This window comes from Anaerobacillus arseniciselenatis, from assembly GCF_001865995.1.
Classification (GTDB): domain Bacteria; phylum Bacillota; class Bacilli; order Bacillales; family Anaerobacillaceae; genus Anaerobacillus; species Anaerobacillus arseniciselenatis.
The window spans coordinates 201110-220456 of sequence record NZ_MLQQ01000010.1 but is presented as its reverse complement, the minus strand read 5'-3'; the positions used below and the strand labels follow the sequence as shown (position 1 = coordinate 220456).

The window sequence follows — 19347 nt, the reverse complement described above, 5'->3', positions numbered from 1 at the left end:
CAAGATGAGATTTCCCATGGAGTTAATCCAGTAAGACCCCTTAGAGATGATGAGGTTGATAGGTCTCGGGTGGAAGCGTGGCGACACGTGGAGCTGAGAGATACTAATCGGTCGAGGACTTATCCTAAAAATAAGTTTTGAGTGAAGAGTGTTGAGTTTTGAGTTATGAAAGTAACTCAAAGAAGCAAAACACAAACTCAAAATCGAAATGAATTCACACTCAAGAAACTTAAATGTATGTTATCTAGTTTTGAAAGAACAATCTTTCAATGAATTATGAATATAAAGTTTGATGCTAGTGAGCCTCCAAGAGACGCTTACAAGTAACTCAACACTCAAAACTCATAATTCAAAACTAAAAATCTAGTGGCGATAGCGAAGAGGTCACACTCGTTCCCATGCCGAACACGATCGTTAAGCTCTTTTGCGCCGATGGTAGTTAGGGGTTTCCCCTTGTGAGAGTAGGACGTTGCTAGACGAAGAAAACACATTCCAATGGGATGTGTTTTCTTCGTCTAGCAAATTATAAATACAAATCAGTTTGTGGATGTTTTTAACGCAACCATATATTGATCTTGGTGGGTGAAATAATGAATAATGAAATTCATTGAAATGAATAAAATATACATATTTAAAAAATGCAGTGGGATTATAAAAGTACTTACATGATGAGAGGTACTTTTAATATGGATAATAAAACGGCAACTAAATCTGTTCGACGCTACACTAATTATTTAGGTCCATTAAATTGCAGCGATGTTCATTTGAGAAGCCCCTGTGTTTGCGCTAGTATCATCATTGCTATTCCCAGGCTTAGGTCATTTATATATCCATAGAATAATTGAAGGTTTCATATTTTTATCTGGTACAATTTTAATAATTTACATGTCAAATTTCCTGGTAGCGTTACAATACACATTACTTGGATCTTTTACAATGGGCATATCAGTACTAGATCCTCAATGGGCCTTATTTTTACCATCTATATATTGTTTTGCGGCCTATGAAGCTTACGTGCTTTGTGTTGAGTGTAACAAAGCATTTAAAAAGGAACAAAAACAATTTCTCCAAAAGTCTTTCCAATTTCCAAATTATCAATTACTTGAGTCAAAAGAAAAGTGAGGAAATAAAATATGCATATAATATCTTCTTTCGAACACTCAGCATTTTTGGAATTAGCGATCAATAAATTGCTAAATAGGGGATTTGAGAAAGAAAAAATTGTTGCTATCCCACTTGAAACACCAACTGAACAACCCAAATTTTTTGATACAATTCACCGGGCAGATGGGTTTAGTTTATTTGATTTATCCGCAGTAATTGCAGTCTAAATGCTGAAGTGATTCTCATCATTAAATGTGAAGATAAACAATTCTAAAAATAAGAGAAATATTAGTAGAACACCGAGCACTTGGAATTGGAAAATTAGATTAATACATAAATTATAGAACTACCTACCAGCCAGATAACGAGAAATTTATTAGGAGCGTTTTATAGTGGTTTCTAGGTAAAAGGAATTCGGAGGTAATAAAAGGTGGAAAAAAAGCTAAAAAAGAAAAAGTTTTTTGTTGAGGATGGAGAAACGATCTCTGGATGTCTTGATCGAATGGCAAAGGAAGGATATTCTCCGACGCGACGAATCGAAGAGCCTGTTTTCCATGAAGTATCTAAAGGTGGTAAGCTTGAAAAAGTTGTAAAAGAACAGAAAATTGTCTTTGAAGGAAAATTAATAGACTAAAAGCGAACAATAGAACTACATTTTATAAAAAACGTTCGATTTTAAGTTGACAAATCTCCTGACAAACTGCTAAGATTAAATTGAAAAGAAAACGATATATAATATTTTCTTCATATAATATTGGGGATATGGCCCGAAAGTTTCTACCTAATGACCGTAAATCGTTAGACTATGAAGAGAAGCAAATATACTTGTAGGATCAATATTATTCTAAAATTAATTAAACGTTTAATTAATTTTTGTGCTATTTCAAAATAATATTGAGATGATTGATTATCAAGGAAAACTAGATTGTTTTGCGAAAATTAGTTTTTCTGAAGAATGATTTTCAATTAAACTACATTCACCAGCCCAAGTATTGAATTGCTTTCTCTTACTAGAGTCTACGAGCATTTTCATACGTGGGCTTTTTGTATGGAAAAGTTGGTTAGTAGTTAGTTGGTTTGTTGGTTGGAAGGATTAATCGCTCGACTTTCACATGCTAAATGTTGATAAGTAATTTGTCATGTCGGTTTGGTACGAAAAGCATATCAATTTTACTTTTTATAGATTAATAGGAGGTTTTTATGAATAAGCCATTAGTTGGTGTCATCATGGGAAGTACTTCTGATTGGGAAACGATGAAGCATGCTTGCAACATTTTAGAGGAATTACAAGTACCTTATGAAAAAAAGGTCGTATCTGCCCACCGTACTCCAGATTTAATGTTTTCATACGCTGAAACAGCAAAGGAGCGAGGAATAAAAGTTATTATTGCCGGTGCAGGTGGAGCGGCGCATTTACCAGGAATGGTGGCAGCGAAAACAGTCTTACCAGTGATTGGCGTACCTGTTCAATCGAAGGCACTTAACGGTCTTGACTCACTTCTTTCAATCGTACAAATGCCAGGAGGAATTCCAGTGGCAACTGTTGCAATAGGTAAAGCAGGAGCGGAAAATGCGGGGTTGCTAGCTGCGCAAATGTTAGCAACGCAATTCGAAGAAGTAGCCGAAGCAGTTGAAGCAAGAAGAGCAGCAATTACAAATCGTGTGTTAGAAAGTAGTGATGAGCTGTGAGAAAAAGGATCTTACCGGGAAGTACCATAGGAATTTTAGGTGGAGGACAGCTTGGCAGAATGATGGCTCTTTCAGCTAGAGAAATGGGTTATAAAATTGCCGTATTAGAACCGAATGAAAATTCTCCCTGTGGCCAAATTGCTGATGTTGAAGTTGTCTCAGCTTATGATGACCTTGAAGGTGCAAAACAACTCTTGAAAAATTGTAATGTCCTCACATATGAATTTGAAAACATAGATAGTAAAACGGCTAATTGGCTTGAGGAAAATGGTAATTTACCTCAAGGAAGTAAGCTTCTTTCAACGACGCAACATCGTGGCAAAGAGAAAAAGGCAATTGAAGCTTCAGGAATAAAAGTTGCTCCATACTACTTAGTAAATTCATTAGATGATTTACGAGAAGGAATTCGTGAGTTGAGTTTACCTGCCGTCCTTAAAACTTGCCGTGGTGGGTACGATGGAAAAGGTCAATTCGTAATACGTAACGGATCTGAAGTTGAGCAGGCGTATGAAAAGTTAGCGGTTCAAGGAGAGCTAGTTTTAGAGAAATGGATTGCTTTTGATAAAGAATTGTCTGTGATTGTTACCGGTAATTCCGCTGGAGAAGCAAAAACATTCCCGGTAGCAGAAAACATTCATAAAAATAATATTTTGCATATGTCGATTGTTCCAGCACGTGTTTCAGAAGAAGTCACTCGTAAAGCCGAGCAAGTTGCACTTCACTTAGCAAAGCACTTAGGGCTTGTCGGAACGCTCGCTGTCGAAATGTTTTTAACAGCAGATGGAGATATTTATGTAAATGAATTAGCGCCGAGACCGCATAATTCAGGTCACTATACGATAAATGCGTGTGAAACTTCTCAGTTCGATCAGCACGTTCGTTCCATTTGTAATTGGCCATTAGGTAATACCAGTTTACTAAAGCCTACTGTAATGGTTAATATATTAGGGGAACACTTGTCTAAAGTACTTGAAAATGTCGAACATTTTTCAGATGTCCATCTTCATTTGTATGGAAAAGAGGAAGCAAAGCACGGAAGAAAAATGGGACATATTAATGTACTCGGTGACACAGTTGAAGAAGCACTTGAGAAGGTCGCTTCACTAAAAATTTGGAACGCAGAAAAGATGGAGGTTTAAAAAGAATGATTGAACGTTACACACGACCTGAAATGGGTGCAATTTGGACAGATGAGAACCGCTTTAAAGCATGGTTAGAAGTGGAGATTGTCGCTTGTGAAGCATGGGCGGAGCTAGGTGACATACCTAAAGACGATGTAAAAAAAATTCGCGAAAACGCTTCGTTTGATATTAACCGTATTTTAGAGATTGAAGCAGAAACGAGACATGATGTTGTCGCTTTTACGAGAGCAGTCTCAGAAACTCTTGGCGAAGAAAGAAAGTGGGTTCATTACGGATTAACATCAACCGATGTAGTTGATACAGCTTTATCTTACTTACTGAAACAAGCAAATGAAATTATTGAAAAAGATATTAAAAACTTCATTGAAATTTTGAAAAATAAAGCGATTGAACACAAAGATACAGTCATGATGGGACGTACGCATGGCGTTCATGCAGAGCCAACAACATTCGGTTTAAAGCTTGCTTTATGGTACGAAGAAATGAAACGAAATTTAACAAGATTTCAACAAGCGGCAGAAGGAGTTTGTGTAGGGAAAATTTCAGGTGCGGTTGGAACGTATGCCAACATCGATCCATTTGTAGAACAATATGTTTGCGAAAATTTAGGTCTTGATCGCGCGTCAGTTTCAACACAAACACTCCAACGTGACCGTCACGCTAACTATATCGGAACAATAGCGCTCATCGGTGCTTCGATTGAAAAAATGGCGGTGGAAATTCGTGGTCTCCAAAAAAGCGAAACACGTGAAGTAGAAGAGTTTTTTGCAAAAGGTCAAAAAGGGTCTTCAGCAATGCCTCATAAGCGTAATCCAATCGGATCAGAAAATATGACGGGCCTTGCTCGTGTACTTCGTGGACATATGGTAACAGCCTATGAAAATGTGGCTCTTTGGCATGAAAGGGATATTTCGCATTCATCAGCAGAAAGAGTGATCTTACCAGATGCAACGATCGCTTTAAACTACATGTTAAATCGCTTCGGAAACATCGTGAAAAACTTAACGGTCTTCCCTGAGAATATGAAGCGTAACATGACGAGAACATATGGCTTGATTTACTCACAACGTGTTCTGCTTTCACTAATTGATAAAGGAATGGTGCGTGAAGAAGCATATGACCTTGTACAACCGAAAGCAATGGAAGCGTGGGAAAGAGGCGTTCAGTTCCGTGAGCTCGTAGATGCAGATGAGAAAATTACTTCACTATTAACTGAGGAAGAAATTAACGACTGCTTTGATTACAATCATCACCTAAAGCATGTCGATACGATTTTTGAAAGAGTTGGACTTATTTAGTTGTAGTTTTGAATTTTGAGTGAAGAGTTATGAGTTAGGTCTGGGTATCGCTCCGGAGTCTAATGGAGTGTTGAGTGAAGAGTTTAGAGTTATTTATAAGTTTTGAGTTTTGAGTGAAGAGTTTTGAGTTAGTGAAAGTAATGCTTCGGAGCACTGCTTTCACCAACTCAACACTCAAAATTCAAAATTCAAAACTAAAAGCAACTCAAAACTCAAAACTAATAATTGGAGGGGCGAATGGTGAATAAAAAAGGTCTTTTGTATGAAGGGAAAGCTAAAAAGATATTTGAAACTGATCATCAAGATGTTTTCTGGATCGAGTATAAAGATGATGCCACAGCTTTTAATGGAGAGAAAAAAGATAAAATTACAGGGAAATCAAGACTGAATAACTTGATTACATCGAAAATTTTCGAAGTATTAAAAAAAGAGGGAATTAACAATCATTTTATTGAAAAACTTTCTGATACCGAGCAGTTAGTTCAAAAGGTGACAATCGTTCCTCTAGAAGTCGTTGTTCGTAATGTTACAGCTGGCAGTCTTTCGAAGCGATTAGGAATGGAAGAGGGCATTCAGCTAGAAGCACCGGTCATTGAATTTTATTATAAAGATGACGATCTTGGTGATCCGTTAATCAATGAAGATCACATTCGCTTATTAAATATTGCAACTCCTGAGCAATTGCAAACAATGCGTAGTATTGCTTTAAAAGTAAATCAATTTCTAATTCAACTATTTCAAGATGTAAATGTAAGGTTAGTAGATTTTAAGTTAGAGTTTGGTGTTACTGGAAATGGAGAAATACTTTTGGCAGACGAGATTTCTCCAGACACATGTAGGCTTTGGGACATTCATACGAATCAAAAATTTGATAAAGATTTATTTCGTCGCAATATTGGTAGTTTAACAGAAGGCTATGAAGAAATTTTAACGAGACTAGGAGGATCATCATCATGATGAAAGTAAAAGTTTACATTACATTAAGGGAAAGTGTTTTAGATCCACAAGGAAGCGCAGTGCGCACGTCACTCCATGCACTAACTTATAACGAAGTACAAGATGTTCGTATCGGGAAGTATATGGAGCTTACGTTAAGTAAAACTGAAGAAGATGTTGATGCTCGTATTAAAGAAATGTGTGAAAAGCTTCTAGCAAACACTGTTATTGAAGATTATCGTTATGAAATCGAGGAGGTTGTCTCTTCATGAAATTTGCATGTATCGTCTTTCCAGGATCAAACTGTGACGTAGATATGTTTCATGCTATTCGTGATGAACTTGGAGAAGAAGTTGAGTACGTTTGGCACGATGAAGCAAACTTAGATCGTTTTGATGCAATTTTATTACCAGGGGGTTTCTCTTACGGAGACTACCTTCGTTCAGGAGCTATTGCTAGATTTTCAAATGTGATGGATGCAGTCATTAAAGCAGCGAATGAAGGAAAACCAGTTCTTGGAGTTTGTAACGGATTTCAAGTTCTTCTTGAAGCAGGGTTACTTCCGGGAGCGATGCGCCGTAATCAAAACTTAAAATTTATTTGTCGTCCGGTAACGTTAGTCGTAGAAAACAATGAAACGATGTTTACGACAGGCTATGAATTAGGGGAAGAAATAACCATTCCTGTTGCTCACGGTGAAGGAAACTATTACTGTGACGAAGCAACTTTAAAGTCTCTTAAGGATAATAAGCAAATTATTTTCACATATAAAAATAATCCAAACGGTTCAATTTCTAATATTGCTGGTATTAAAAATGAAAAAGGAAATGTAATAGGAATGATGCCACACCCTGAACGTGCTGTCGATCAACTAATTGGTAGTAATGATGGCTTATTGCTTTTTAAATCAATTTTACGAAACTGGAGGGAAGCACATGTCCTTAATGTATAAAGAACCAACAGCAGAAATGATTAAAGAAAATCGACTTTACGCTGACATGGGCTTAACGGATGAAGAGTTTCAACTAGTAGAAAACATTCTTGGACGTCTCCCAAACTGGACGGAAACGGGATTATTTTCAGTGATGTGGAGCGAGCATTGTTCATATAAAAACTCAAAAGTTTTACTTAAGAAATTCCCAATAACAGGCGAGCGTGTTCTTCAAGGGCCAGGTGAAGGTGCTGGGATCATCGATATAAATGATGATCAAGCGGTTGTATTTAAAATTGAAAGTCACAACCACCCATCAGCGATTGAGCCGTATCAAGGAGCGGCAACCGGTGTTGGTGGAATTATTCGTGACGTGTTCTCGATGGGCGCTCGTCCAGTTGCGTTATTAAATTCTTTACGTTTTGGTGAGCTACAGTCGCCAAAGGTCAAATACCTATTTGAAGAAGTGGTTGCTGGAATTGCTGGTTATGGTAACTGTATCGGTATTCCGACCGTTGGTGGTGAAGTCCAATTTGACCCTTGCTATGAAGGAAATCCCCTTGTTAATGCAATGTGTGTCGGTTTAATTGACCATAAAGATATACAAAAGGGGCAAGCAAAAGGTGTCGGTAATACAGTAATGTATGTCGGAGCAAGTACGGGTCGTGATGGTATTCACGGTGCTACGTTTGCTTCAGAAGAATTAGATGAAGCATCTGATGAAAAACGTCCAGCGGTTCAAGTAGGAGATCCATTTATGGAGAAATTACTTCTTGAAGCTTGTTTAGAGTTGATCAAGTCAGACGCATTAGTTGGAATTCAAGATATGGGAGCGGCAGGCTTAACGTCATCATCTGCGGAAATGGCTAGTAAAGCTGGATCTGGTATTGAATTAAACCTAGATGAAGTACCACAACGTGAACTAGGAATGACACCTTATGAAATGATGCTTTCAGAATCTCAAGAGAGAATGCTCATCGTTGTTAAAAAAGGTCGCGAAGATGAGATAAAAGAAATTTTTGATCGTTGGGGCTTACTTTCTAAAGTGGTCGGAACAGTAACCGACGATAAAAAACTTCGTCTCATTTTTAAAGGTGAAGTATCCGCAGAAGTACCAGTTGATGCTTTAGCTGAAGATGCACCAGTATATCACAAGCCTTCGCGTGAGCCAGAATATTTTGCAAAGTTCCAACAACAAGAGGAAGTTATTCCTAAAGTTACAGACGTAAAGCAAACATTACTTGATTTATTAGCGCAGCCGACAATTGCTAGTAAAGAGTGGGTTTACGACCAATACGACTACATGGTTCGTACAAATACAGTTGTTTGCCCAGGATCAGATGCTGCTGTACTTCGCATTCGTGATACGAATAAGGCACTTGCAATGACGACTGATTGTAATTCTCGTTATTTATATTTAGACCCTGAAGTTGGTGGGAAAATCGCGATTGCTGAAGCGGCAAGAAACCTTGTTTGTTCAGGAGCAGAGCCACTTGGGGTAACCGATTGTTTAAATTATGGAAACCCAGAAAAACCTGAGATTTTCTGGCAGCTTGAAAAATCAACAGATGGTCTAAGTGAAGCTTGTCGTGAGCTTGAAACACCAGTGATCGGTGGAAATGTATCTTTATATAATGAACGAAGCGGTGTAGCCGTTTATCCAACGCCAGTCATTGGGATGGTTGGCTTAATTGATGATGTTAACCATATTACAACACAGAGCTTTAAAAATGCAGGAGATTTGATTTTTTTAATCGGTGAAACGAAGCCGGAATTTGGCGGAAGTGAACTTCAAAAACTAGTTGACGGTGAAATTTCAGGTAAGTCACCGAGCATTGATTTAGACATAGAGAAAAAATTACAAACCCAGTTATTAACAGCAATTCGCTCAGGGGCAATAGCTTCGGCACATGACGTTAGTGAGGGTGGTTTTGCTGTCGCAGTTGCTGAGTGTATCATGGACGGAAAAGTCGGTGCGAAAGTTTCGATTACAGGTGAAGAAGTAACTGCATTGTTTGCAGAAAGTCAAAGTCGTTTTGTTGTTTCTGTGCCACGTGATAAAAAAGAGCAGTTTGAAAGTTTAGTAGATGCAACCTGTGTTGGTGAGGTTGTTGATGCAGGGCTTACGATTTTAAATGAAAGTGGTGAGCCTGTTATTCAAGTAGCAACCGACGAATTGCAAAACTCTTGGAGAGGAGCTATTCCATGTTTGCTGAAATCAAAGGCTTAAATGAAGAGTGTGGAGTGTTAGGTGTATGGGGCCATCCGGATGCAGCTCAAATTACTTATTACGGATTACACAGCTTACAACATCGTGGACAAGAAGGAACCGGAATCGTTGTTTCTGATAGTGACAATTTAAATATTCATAAAGGTTTAGGACTTGTAACAGAGGTTTTTTCAAAAGGAGAAATTGAAACGTTGCATGGTAGTGCTGCTATTGGTCATGTTCGCTACTCAACAGCAGGCGGCGGTGGTCTTACTAATACCCAACCTTTACTATTTAAATCACAAACCGGTGGATTAGCATTAGCCCATAACGGTAACTTAGTTAACGCGGAATTGTTAAGAAGCGAGTTAGAAAATCAAGGGAGTATTTTTCAGACGACGTCAGATACAGAAGTTTTAGCTCACTTAATTAAAAGAAGTTGTGATTTACCGATGAAAGAGAGTGTAAAAAATGCGCTCTCAATGGTCAAAGGTGCATACGCCTTTATGGTCATGACAGAAAATGAGTTAATGGTCGCTCTCGATCCGAATGGCTTACGTCCACTTTCGATTGGACGGATAGGTGATGCATACGTTATCGCTTCAGAAACTTGTGCCTTTGATGTCGTCGGTGCGACATATGAAAGAGAAGTGTTACCTGGTGAACTAATTATTTTTAATGATGAAGGGCTTCATACAGAATGGTTTTCAAAACCAGTTGATCGTTCGATTTGTAGCATGGAGTATATTTATTTTGCAAGACCCGATAGTAATGTTGATCAAATAAACGTTCATACCGCAAGAAAAAATTTAGGGAAGCAGCTTGCACTTGAATTTCCTGTAGAAGCAGATGTTATTACTGGTGTACCTGATTCAAGTATTTCCGCGGCGATCGGATTTGCTGAACAAACAGGCATCCCTTATGAGTTAGGTCTAATTAAAAATCGTTATGTAGGTCGAACCTTTATTCAGCCTTCCCAAGAACTAAGAGAGCAAGGGGTAAAGATGAAATTATCTGCTGTTCGCGGTGTTGTTGAAGGAAAACGAGTCGTCATGATCGATGATTCGATCGTTCGTGGCACGACCAGTAGACGTATTGTCCGATTGTTACGCGAAGCTGGTGCGAAAGAGGTCCACGTCCGTATTAGTTCGCCACCGATAACAAACCCTTGCTTTTACGGCATCGATACATCGTCAACGTCAGAACTAATTGCAGCAAAGAAAACAGTGGAAGAAATTAGAAAGGAAATCGGTGCAGACACGCTCGAATACTTAAGTGTTGAAGGGTTACTGAAGGGAATTGGAAGAAGTGAACTTTATAAAAATAACGGCCAATGCCTAGCATGCTTTACCGGTAACTATCCGACAGAAATTTTTAATAAAGAAAGTAATGAAGAAAACACGGTGAAAAACTAGTTAAAATTTAAAATGTACAATGTATAATTTACAATTACTGAAAGAAAGGCCTCGAAGCACTGCTTTCAAACAATTTTAAATTTTGCATTGTACATTGTACATTAAACTTGGAGGTAACTATGTCTAGTGCATATAAACGAGCTGGTGTAAATATTGAGGCAGGATATGAATCTGTAGAGCGGATGAAAAAACACGTAAAAAAGACGCTTCGTCCTGAAGTATTAGGTGGTTTAGGTTCATTTGGAGCAATGTTTGATCTATCAAACTTTAAGCTTAATGAACCTGTTTTAGTTTCAGGTACGGACGGAGTGGGCACGAAATTAATGCTTGCTTTTATGCTTGAAAAGCACGATACAATTGGCATTGATGCTGTCGCAATGTGTGTAAATGATATCGTTGTCCAAGGAGCAGAACCACTTTACTTTTTAGATTATATTGCTTGTGGCAAAGCGGAACCAGTTAAAATCGAAGCAATTGTCAAAGGAATTTCCGATGGTTGTTCGCAAGCTGGTTGTTCTCTTATCGGGGGAGAAACTGCTGAAATGCCAGGTTTATATGGTGACGAAGAATATGATCTAGCCGGTTTTTCGGTCGGGATTGCTGAGAAGACAAAACTTATCACGGGTGAAACAATTGCAGAAGGTGATATCATTGTTGGCCTTTCATCGAATGGTTTGCATAGTAATGGATATTCATTAGTTCGCAAAGTTCTTTTAGAGGAAAGTGAACTTGATTTGAATGAAGTTTATGGAAATTTAGGAAAACCATTAGGAGACGAACTTTTAACACCGACGCGCATTTACGTAAAGCCGGTTTTAGAAGCGATAAAACAATTTCATGTCAAAGGACTTTCACATATTACTGGTGGCGGTTTTTATGAAAATATCCCGAGGTCACTTCCTGCAGGTTTGGCAGCTGAAATTGATTTCGGTTCATGGCCAATCCAGCCGATTTTTGACTTGTTACAAGAAAAGGGTCAGTTATCTTACCAAGACTTGTTCTCGACCTTTAATATGGGGATTGGTATGATTATGATTTTATCGGAAGATGCAGCAGTTCCAGCAATTAAGCAATTAGAACAGTTAGGAGAAAAAGCATTTATTATAGGTCGTGTCACTACGGGTGAAGGTGTTGAAATTGGAGGTCTTCCAGAATGATTAAGTTAGCGGTATTTGCTTCTGGAAGTGGATCTAACTTTCAAGCAATTATTGATTCGGTTGAACGCGGTGAACTTAATGCTGAAATCGCGATTCTTATTTGTGACAAACGAGATGCTTTTGCGATCGAACGTGCGAAAAAACATCATATTAAGGTTTTTCAATTTATACCGAAAAGCTTTGAAAATAAACAAGCGTTTGAAACCGAAATCTTAAGAAGATTAGATGAACTAAATGTTGAATTGATTGCGCTGGCAGGATATATGAGGCTCATTGGAGAAACGTTATTAAGGGCTTATGAAGGTAGGATCATTAATATTCATCCATCGCTATTACCAGCTTTTCCTGGCAAAGATGCGATCGAGCAAGCGTATGAGGCAAAAGTGAAAGTCACAGGTGTAACGATCCATTATGTCGATGAGGGGATGGATACAGGTCCGATCATTGCTCAAGCACCTATTTTTATCGAAGAAAATGATACGGTCGATGTTGTTCGAATGAAAATTCAAGCGGTCGAACATAAAATATATCCTGAAGTGTTACAAAAATTAGTCAATGAACGAAAATGGAAAGAGAGGTTTAATAATAAATGAAACGTGCATTAATCAGTGTTTCAAATAAGGAAGGGATTATCCCTTTTGCTCGCCAGTTAGTTGAACTTGGGGTAGAGGTTGTCTCTACGGGTGGTACAAAAAAAGCGATTCAAGAAGCTGGCATCCCCGTTACCGGAATTTCAGAAGTTACTGGGTTTCCAGAAATTTTAGATGGTCGTGTTAAAACGCTTCATCCAAATATTCACGGTGGATTACTTGCGATGCGTGAAAGTGATGATCATTTAGCACAATTAGAGGAGCATCAAATTCAACCAATTGATTTCGTTGTTGTTAACTTATATCCATTCCAACAAACGATTGCTAAACCTGATGTGACTTTTGCGGATGCGATTGAAAATATTGATATCGGTGGTCCGAGCATGCTTCGCGCCGCTGCCAAAAATCATAAGCACGTCACCGTTGTTGTTGATCCAAGTGATTACGAAGCGGTGGTTGCTGAATTAAAAGAAGAAGGAACGGTCAATGGAGAAACTCGAGCCCGTTTAGCGGCCAAAGTCTTCCGCCACACGGCAGCTTATGATGCGGTTATTGCGGAGTATTTAACAAAAGAAGCTCAAGAAGATGCCCCAGAATCACTAACAGTCACATTTGAGAAAAAACAAGATTTACGTTACGGGGAAAATCCACATCAAAAAGCGGCTTTTTATAAAAAGCCTTTAGGGTCGGAAAGTTCTATTGCTAATGCGGTACAACTTCACGGTAAAGAACTTTCATTTAACAATATTAATGATGCAGATGCGGCTCTAGCACTTGTGAAGGAGTTTACTGAACCGGCAGTTGTCGCCATCAAGCATATGAATCCTTGTGGTGTCGGTATCGGGGAAACAATTGAACAGGCATATGACAAAGCATATGCTGCTGATCCAGTTTCTATTTTCGGTGGTATTGTTGCCTTGAACAAAGAAGTAGATGCAGCAACAGCCTTAAAAATGAAAGAGGTTTTCTTAGAAATTATTATTGCTCCTTCTTTTAGTGCAGAAGCCTTAGAAATTTTAACGTCCAAGAAAAATTTACGTCTTTTAACATTGCCATTAGCAACTGAGACTAAAGTTGAAAAACGTATAACATCAATTCACGGAGGCCTTCTTGTTCAAGATGAAGATACATATGGACTAGAAGAAGCGAACGTAACCGTAGCAACGAAGCGTGAACCAACAGAAGCTGAATGGGCAGCCCTTAAGATGGCCTGGAAAGTAGTAAAACACGTTAAATCGAATGCGATCGTTTTAGTGAAAGATGATATGACAGTCGGTGTCGGTGCAGGACAAATGAATCGCGTTGGCTCAGCGAAAATTGCGATTGAACAAGCAGGAGAAAAAGTAGGAGGATCTGTCATGGGTTCAGATGCATTTTTCCCAATGAACGATACGGTTGAAGCTGCTGGCCTTGCTGGAGTTACGGCGATTATCCAACCAGGTGGCTCAATTCGCGACGAAGACTCAATTAAAAAAGCCGACGAACTAGGAATTGCAATGGTCATGACAGGAGTAAGGCATTTTAAACATTAATTAGTTTTAAGTGTTGAGTGAAGAGTTTTGATTTTTTGTGGGATCGTTTCAAAGCAAAATATAAATTGCTAAAAGTAATGTCCTTTTTAAAATTAGGAAGATTCAAAGCTTCACTCGGATTAACTCAAAACTCAAAATTCAAAACTCAAAACTTAAAAGGGGGTAACGCTTTGAAGGTATTAGTAATTGGTGGCGGTGGTAGGGAGCATGCCATTGCTTGGAAATGTGCGGAGAGTAAAAAGGTCGACCAAGTATTTGTGGCACCTGGAAATGATGGAATGACTGATGTTGCAAAGCTTGTCCCGATTTCTGAAATGGATACGGCAGCACTTGTTCTTTTTGCAAAGCAAGAAGAGATTGACTTAACGATTGTTGGTCCAGAAGTTCCATTACTGAACGGTGTTGTTGATGAATTTCAAAACAACGGATTACGTGTTTTTGGCCCGACGAAAGCAGCCGCTCTTATTGAAGGTAGTAAATCGTTTGCCAAGGAAATTATGAAAAAGTATGACATACCAACGGGATTTTTTGAAACATTTACGACGTTTGATGAGGCAAAAGCTTATGTTGAAAAAAAAGGTGCACCAATAGTTATTAAAGCTGATGGTCTAGCGGCTGGTAAAGGTGTTGTCGTCGCAATGACCAATGAGGACGCGATCGCAGCATTGGAAAATATGCTGCAAAAAGATGCTTTTGGTGAGGCGGGTCAAAAAGTAGTGATTGAACAATATTTAGCAGGTGAAGAACTTTCGTTAATGGCTTTTGTAAATGATGAAGTAGTCATTCCAATGGTAGGCGCTCAAGATCATAAACGGGCTTTTGATGGAGACACTGGACCAAACACTGGTGGAATGGGAGCTTACTCTCCAGTACCACAATTTAGCCAAAAAGACGTTGATGATGCGGTTGAAAATGTTTTAATCCCAATGGCAAAAGCGATGAAACAAGAGGGTAGAACGTTTACTGGGATTTTATACGCTGGTTTAATGATGACAAGTGATGGCGCAAAAGTAATTGAGTTTAATGCGCGCTTTGGTGATCCTGAAACGCAAGTTGTTTTACCACGATTGGAAAATGATTTAGTTGATGTTTTACTAAGCCTTTTAAATGGGGAGAAAGTAGAGTTAACCTGGAGTGATGATGCGATTATTGGCGTTGTTTTAGCTTCAAAAGGGTATCCAGGTAGCTATGAAAAAGGATTGAAATTTACCGGCTTAAACTGTTTATCAGAAGATACTCTTGTTTTCCATGCGGGATCGAAAATAGTAAACGGTGATTTTGTGACGAATGGTGGAAGGGTACTGTTACTTGCAAATAAGGCCTCAAACCTTTTAGAAGCACAGAAAGAAGTATATAAACAACTGGAAATGGTCGAATCGGAAGCACTATTTTATCGAAGCGATATAGGCAGCAAAGCGATTAAACAGTTGCAGAGTAATTAAACCCAAAAGTGTGGATGTCCCATAAGTGTCTGACACCATGTAGAACTTACTAAATATAGACGTATAAATTCAGTAGCCCGTCTATTTAAGCCTAACGGTGTCAGACACTTTTTTTGGGACAGTCCCATTTAATTTTTTGAAAAATCAAAGGTGTCCACCTCAGGAGGACATTTTGTTGATTTGTCCACGAGTGGTGTCAGACACCGAAAAAAAAGACACCAATTTTAGCTTGGATTAATCAGGTCATCGTAACTTTTCTCAGTAGTGTCAGGAGCCTCGATATCGCCTTCTTTTGCAAGTTCTTCCATTCTTTCCTCAAATAAGAATGTTAATGGACAAAAGCGCGTAAATCCTTCTGCTACTTTCATTGCTCCTAAAACAATTGCTATTATTGGTGAGTTGCTGAAAGGTCTTTTCACAAGTTTAGAAGTTCCCCATGCCAGCATTGTAAATCCACAAGTAAGTCTAATAAAAGAATTTAATAATCCGATGTTTGGTGTTATCTTTTTCATTAGTAAATCACCTTTCGTTATTTTTTGACAAAAATATTTGTTTTTTTGTCAAAAACTTTAGTGTGGTAAATGATAAAAATATGTTACGATAGTAGAAACACATTTTTATGAGAATTGGGTGATAAAAGTGGCACAACGAGTTGAACGTTGGTCAAAAAAACAAATACGCAAACAACTCCAAATCATTCGCGGTGAGGTTGCACCAACCATATGTTTAACAAATGCGACCTATTTAAATAGCGTTCTAAATAAATGGCTTCAGGCAAATATTTGGATTCATGAAGACCGCATTATATATGTTGGTAAAGATATGCCTATAAAAATGGAAGGTACTGAAGTGGTTGATTGTAGCAATCAAACCCTTGTTCCAGGATATATAGAACATCATGCTCACCCGTTTCAGTTATATAATCCCCATTCATTGGCTGAATATGCATCTGTTCATGGGACGACGACATTAATTAACGACAACATGATTTGGTTTTTGAATTTGGACAAAAAGAAAGCGCTTTCACTAATTGATGACTTAGATAAGTTGCCAACATCAATGTATTGGTGGTGTCGTTATGACGCACAAACGGAGTTAGAAAACGAGGAAGCTATTTTTTCTTATTCTAATATGAAATCGTGGCTTGAACATCCTCTTGTTGTTCAAGGTGGAGAACTAACGGCTTGGCCGAAAGTTCTCCATGGAGATGACAGTATGCTCCATTGGCTTCAGGAAACGAAAAAGTTAAACAAACCAATCGAAGGACATTTTCCAGGAGCTTCAGAACGAACGTTAACGCAAATGGCTTTATTAGGTGTGAGTTCCGATCATGAAGCAATGACAGGGAAAGAAGCATTAATGCGTCTTGAAATGGGGTATACAACATCATTAAGGTATTCTTCTATTCGTCCGGATTTGCCGCAAATAATCGAGGAGCTTATAGAGCTAGGTGTAGATGATTTTAGTCGAGTACTTTTAACAACGGATGGATCAACACCGAGTTTTTACGAACAAGGCTTTATGGATATGGTGATTAAAATTGCTTTAGATAAAGGTATTCCTGACACTGATGCTTATGCAATGGCGACGTATAATGTTGCGCGCCATTATCACTTAGATGACCGTGTCGGAATGATAGCACCTGGAAGGTTAGCTCACATCAACATTCTTGAGGATAAGAATAATCCTTTACCAGTTTCTGTATTAGCGAAAGGCCAGTGGGTGAAAAAAGATGGAGTTCACCAATATCCAGTACCGTCATTTCCATGGGAAGAATATGATGTTAAACCGCTCGAGTTAAATTGGGATTTAACCGAAAGTGATATGCATTTCTCAATGCCACTTGGAATTGAGATGATGAATTCCGTCATTTTAAAACCATACCGTATTTCCATTGATGTCACACAAGAGCAGTTACCTGCTGAGAGCGATGAAAGTTTTTTCATTATGGTCGATAAAAATGGGGATTGGATCATTAATACGATCATTAAAGGCTTTGCAAAAAATGTTTCGGGTTTTGCGTCGTCTTTTTCTAACACTGGGGACTTAATTTTAATCGGGAAAAATAAAAAAGATATGTTACTTGCTTTTCAACAATTAAAACAGCAACAAGGTGGTATTGTTTTAACAGAAAGAGGAAAGGTAATAAATAGTATAAAGCTAGAGTTATATGGAGTAATGTCTAATAAACGAATGGAAGAAGTTATTAAGGAAGAGAAGAGTCTTGTGAGCGCATTAAAAGAAAGAGGATATTTGTTCGAAGATCCTATCTATAGTCTTCTGTTTTTTTCATCAACTCATTTACCGTATATTCGCGTTACGCAAAAAGGGATTTTTGATGTAAAGAAGAAAACGGTACTCTTTCCTTCGATTATGCGTTAAACTATAAAAGGATATCTTTTGTAAAGGAAGGTTTTATGATGAAAAGGCTTACTTTAGGATTGCTTTTAGTACTCGTAGTAACATTCGTCTTTGCTTGTAATAAAAAGGAAGATACTGGTGCTGTTCAACCAGATGACCCACCAGAAGAAGTTGTTGAAAAAACTGAACCAGAGCCTGAGCCGAAACCAGAGCCAGAGCCTGAAGAAGAAGTTTTTGAAAATCAATTTCCGTTAACAGGTATCGGCACAAATGAAGATGTTGATTACCGAGCATTCGGTGTTATGATTGAAAATTCCCGCTCAGCAAGACCTCAAACAGGACTTTACCAAGCGGATTTAGTTTATGAAGTTTTATCAGAAGGAACGATTACTCGTCTGCTTGCATTTTATCATAGTGAAAAGCCCGAAGTAATTGGACCTGTTCGTAGCGCTAGAGATTATTATATTAATTTGAATAATGGTTATAATGGAATTTATGTTTCAGCTGGTGGAAGTCCGCAAGCGTTTGCCATGATTCAAAATCGACAAGTTGATCATATTGATGGGTTAGCTTATGACGGAAGGTATTTGTGGCGCTCTTCAGAAAGAAGAGCACCGCATAATATGTATACTAGCTATAATGATTTATTAAAAGCAGCTGAACATGCAGGGCATGCGCTAATTACTCCTGTTCCATCATTGACATTTTTTGATGATGAGTCAATCATTGGCGGTGACGAGGCGTTAGAGGTTACAATTAACTATGGTAGTAGTACTAACAATGTCGTTTATCGATATGACCAAGAGCTTGAAAGCTATATTCGACACGTAGGTGGGGAAAAAATCGTTGACTATAAAGAAGAAGAAATTCCCGTTACTACGGACAACCTTTTTATCGTAGAAATGAGCCATAGAGTGATTGATAATGTTGGACGTAGAGCTATCGATATTACATCAGGTGGAAATGCACTGCTCGTTCAAAATGGAGTATACCAATATGTAGACTGGGAAAATATTGATGGACAAATCTTACCGGTGAAAGATGGAGAGAGGCTAAATTTTGTTCAAGGGAAAACATGGATAAATGTAGTTCCTAACTTAGATCAAAGCGTGAATATCACGAAGTAATATAAACTGATAAAACGTCATGGAAGGATGAATGAATTTGCAAATCGATAAATTAAGAGGAAAAGAATTAGATCAGCTGTTTTTAGCTATTTTAAGTTTAAAAGATTTAGAAGAATGTTATCAATTTTTTGATGACCTTTGTACTATTAACGAAATACAATCATTAGCTCAACGTCTAGAAGTAGCAAGAATGCTTCGTGATGGATTTACTTACCAAAAAATAGAGGCAGAAACAGGCGCGAGTACTGCCACAATTTCAAGAGTAAAGCGCTGTTTAAATTACGGCAACGAAGGATATCAAATGACATTAGAACGTGTTAAAGATCAGTTACAAAAAGAAATTACGAATGATTAATTAAATATAGGTGCCAATAAAGTGTCAGCTCACCTCAAAGAAATACTATATTTAAAAGT

18 protein-coding genes, 2 rRNA genes and 1 riboswitch are annotated in these 19347 nt (G+C 38.2%); of the genes, 19 read left to right on the top strand and 1 reads right to left on the bottom strand.

Annotated features, from left to right (window positions below; translation table 11 throughout):
* From BKP35_RS08285 to purD, 16 genes are all read left to right on the top strand, one after another.
* Positions 1-127: ribosomal RNA gene (locus BKP35_RS08285) — 23S ribosomal RNA — on the top strand; the annotation flags it as partial.
* Positions 128-362: 235 nt separating this feature from the next.
* Positions 363-478 (top strand): 5S ribosomal RNA (gene rrf, locus BKP35_RS08280).
* Positions 479-1133: 655 nt separating this feature from the next.
* Positions 1134-1331 (top strand): hypothetical protein, encoded by a 198-nt coding sequence (locus BKP35_RS08270; RefSeq protein WP_071312873.1) that lies wholly within the window; start codon positions 1134-1136, stop codon positions 1329-1331.
* A 203-nt stretch (positions 1332-1534) separates the two neighbouring features.
* On the top strand, positions 1535-1738 hold the full coding sequence (locus BKP35_RS08265; protein ID WP_071312872.1) for an NETI motif-containing protein: 204 nt from the start codon (positions 1535-1537) through the stop codon (positions 1736-1738).
* A 90-nt stretch (positions 1739-1828) separates the two neighbouring features.
* A riboswitch (purine riboswitch) is annotated at positions 1829-1930 on the top strand.
* Positions 1931-2304: 374 nt separating this feature from the next.
* A complete protein-coding gene (gene purE / locus BKP35_RS08260) occupies positions 2305-2793 on the top strand; it encodes a 5-(carboxyamino)imidazole ribonucleotide mutase (protein ID WP_071312871.1) in 489 nt (162 codons plus the stop codon).
* Positions 2790-3932 (top strand): 5-(carboxyamino)imidazole ribonucleotide synthase, encoded by a 1143-nt coding sequence (gene purK / locus BKP35_RS08255; RefSeq protein ID WP_071312870.1) that lies wholly within the window; start codon positions 2790-2792, stop codon positions 3930-3932. The genes purE and purK overlap by 4 nt, the downstream gene beginning before the upstream one ends.
* A gap of 5 nt (positions 3933-3937) precedes the next feature.
* Entirely contained in the window at positions 3938-5233 is a 1296-nt protein-coding gene (gene purB / locus BKP35_RS08250) for an adenylosuccinate lyase (RefSeq protein WP_071312869.1), read from the top strand.
* A 240-nt stretch (positions 5234-5473) separates the two neighbouring features.
* Positions 5474-6190, top strand: a complete 717-nt coding sequence (gene purC / locus BKP35_RS08245; RefSeq protein ID WP_071312891.1) for a phosphoribosylaminoimidazolesuccinocarboxamide synthase — start codon at positions 5474-5476, stop codon at positions 6188-6190.
* The gene (gene purS, locus BKP35_RS08240) at positions 6187-6441 is read left to right on the top strand and encodes a phosphoribosylformylglycinamidine synthase subunit PurS (RefSeq protein ID WP_071312868.1); all 255 of its coding nucleotides are present in this window, start codon (positions 6187-6189) and stop codon (positions 6439-6441) included. Before purC ends, purS begins: the two co-directional genes overlap by 4 nt.
* Positions 6438-7121, top strand: coding sequence for a phosphoribosylformylglycinamidine synthase subunit PurQ (gene purQ / locus BKP35_RS08235; protein ID WP_071312867.1), 684 nt, complete (start codon positions 6438-6440; stop codon positions 7119-7121). The genes purS and purQ overlap by 4 nt, the downstream gene beginning before the upstream one ends.
* Entirely contained in the window at positions 7105-9330 is a 2226-nt protein-coding gene (gene purL / locus BKP35_RS08230; protein ID WP_071312866.1) for a phosphoribosylformylglycinamidine synthase subunit PurL, read from the top strand. Before purQ ends, purL begins: the two co-directional genes overlap by 17 nt.
* Positions 9306-10724 (top strand): amidophosphoribosyltransferase, encoded by a 1419-nt coding sequence (purF, locus tag BKP35_RS08225; RefSeq protein ID WP_071312865.1) that lies wholly within the window; start codon positions 9306-9308, stop codon positions 10722-10724. The genes purL and purF overlap by 25 nt, the downstream gene beginning before the upstream one ends.
* Before the next feature lie 119 nt (positions 10725-10843).
* Positions 10844-11881 (top strand): phosphoribosylformylglycinamidine cyclo-ligase, encoded by a 1038-nt coding sequence (gene purM / locus BKP35_RS08220; RefSeq protein WP_071312864.1) that lies wholly within the window; start codon positions 10844-10846, stop codon positions 11879-11881.
* Positions 11878-12474: a phosphoribosylglycinamide formyltransferase gene (purN, locus tag BKP35_RS08215; RefSeq protein WP_071312863.1), complete on the top strand. Its 597-nt coding sequence runs from the start codon at positions 11878-11880 to the stop codon at positions 12472-12474. The genes purM and purN overlap by 4 nt, the downstream gene beginning before the upstream one ends.
* Positions 12471-14003, top strand: a complete 1533-nt coding sequence (purH, locus tag BKP35_RS08210; protein WP_071312862.1) for a bifunctional phosphoribosylaminoimidazolecarboxamide formyltransferase/IMP cyclohydrolase — start codon at positions 12471-12473, stop codon at positions 14001-14003. Before purN ends, purH begins: the two co-directional genes overlap by 4 nt.
* A 170-nt stretch (positions 14004-14173) precedes the next feature.
* The gene (purD, locus tag BKP35_RS08205; RefSeq protein WP_071312890.1) at positions 14174-15445 is read left to right on the top strand and encodes a phosphoribosylamine--glycine ligase; all 1272 of its coding nucleotides are present in this window, start codon (positions 14174-14176) and stop codon (positions 15443-15445) included.
* Positions 15446-15669: 224 nt separating this feature from the next.
* Here purD and BKP35_RS08200 read toward each other — a convergent pair whose 3' ends face one another.
* Positions 15670-15957: a YgaP family membrane protein gene (locus tag BKP35_RS08200; protein ID WP_071312861.1), complete on the bottom strand. Its 288-nt coding sequence runs from the start codon at positions 15955-15957 to the stop codon at positions 15670-15672.
* A 127-nt stretch (positions 15958-16084) separates the two neighbouring features.
* Between BKP35_RS08200 and BKP35_RS08195 the strand changes: the two genes are divergently transcribed.
* From BKP35_RS08195 to BKP35_RS08185, 3 genes are read left to right on the top strand one after another with little or no spacing between them, the layout of a single operon-like run.
* Positions 16085-17827 carry an adenine deaminase C-terminal domain-containing protein gene (locus tag BKP35_RS08195; protein WP_071312860.1) on the top strand — a complete coding sequence of 581 codons (1743 nt, stop codon included), beginning with the start codon at positions 16085-16087 and terminating at the stop codon, positions 17825-17827.
* 35 nt (positions 17828-17862) lie between these two features.
* Complete coding sequence (locus tag BKP35_RS08190) at positions 17863-18933, top strand: DUF3048 domain-containing protein (protein WP_245741910.1); 1071 nt, start codon at positions 17863-17865, stop codon at positions 18931-18933.
* 37 nt (positions 18934-18970) lie between these two features.
* On the top strand, positions 18971-19288 hold the full coding sequence (locus tag BKP35_RS08185) for a YerC/YecD family TrpR-related protein (protein ID WP_071312858.1): 318 nt from the start codon (positions 18971-18973) through the stop codon (positions 19286-19288).
* Positions 19289-19347: the final 59 nt, after the last annotated feature.

What these genes read in the sequence shown, in the direction of transcription:
- purS (WP_071312868.1), top strand. Translation starts at nt 6,187, where the DNA reads ATGATGAAAGTAAAAGTTTACATTACATTAAGGGAAAGTGTTTTAGAT.
- purM (WP_071312864.1), top strand. Translation starts at nt 10,844, where the DNA reads ATGTCTAGTGCATATAAACGAGCTGGTGTAAATATTGAGGCAGGATAT.
- purF (WP_071312865.1), top strand. Translation starts at nt 9,306, where the DNA reads ATGTTTGCTGAAATCAAAGGCTTAAATGAAGAGTGTGGAGTGTTAGGT.
- purE (WP_071312871.1), top strand. Translation starts at nt 2,305, where the DNA reads ATGAATAAGCCATTAGTTGGTGTCATCATGGGAAGTACTTCTGATTGG.
- purN (WP_071312863.1), top strand. Translation starts at nt 11,878, where the DNA reads ATGATTAAGTTAGCGGTATTTGCTTCTGGAAGTGGATCTAACTTTCAA.
- purB (WP_071312869.1), top strand. Translation starts at nt 3,938, where the DNA reads ATGATTGAACGTTACACACGACCTGAAATGGGTGCAATTTGGACAGAT.
- purL (WP_071312866.1), top strand. Translation starts at nt 7,105, where the DNA reads ATGTCCTTAATGTATAAAGAACCAACAGCAGAAATGATTAAAGAAAAT.
- BKP35_RS08190 (WP_245741910.1), top strand. Translation starts at nt 17,863, where the DNA reads ATGATGAAAAGGCTTACTTTAGGATTGCTTTTAGTACTCGTAGTAACA.
- purH (WP_071312862.1), top strand. Translation starts at nt 12,471, where the DNA reads ATGAAACGTGCATTAATCAGTGTTTCAAATAAGGAAGGGATTATCCCT.
- BKP35_RS08270 (WP_071312873.1), top strand. Translation starts at nt 1,134, where the DNA reads ATGCATATAATATCTTCTTTCGAACACTCAGCATTTTTGGAATTAGCG.
- purQ (WP_071312867.1), top strand. Translation starts at nt 6,438, where the DNA reads ATGAAATTTGCATGTATCGTCTTTCCAGGATCAAACTGTGACGTAGAT.
- BKP35_RS08200 (WP_071312861.1), bottom strand. Translation starts at nt 15,957, where the DNA reads ATGAAAAAGATAACACCAAACATCGGATTATTAAATTCTTTTATTAGA.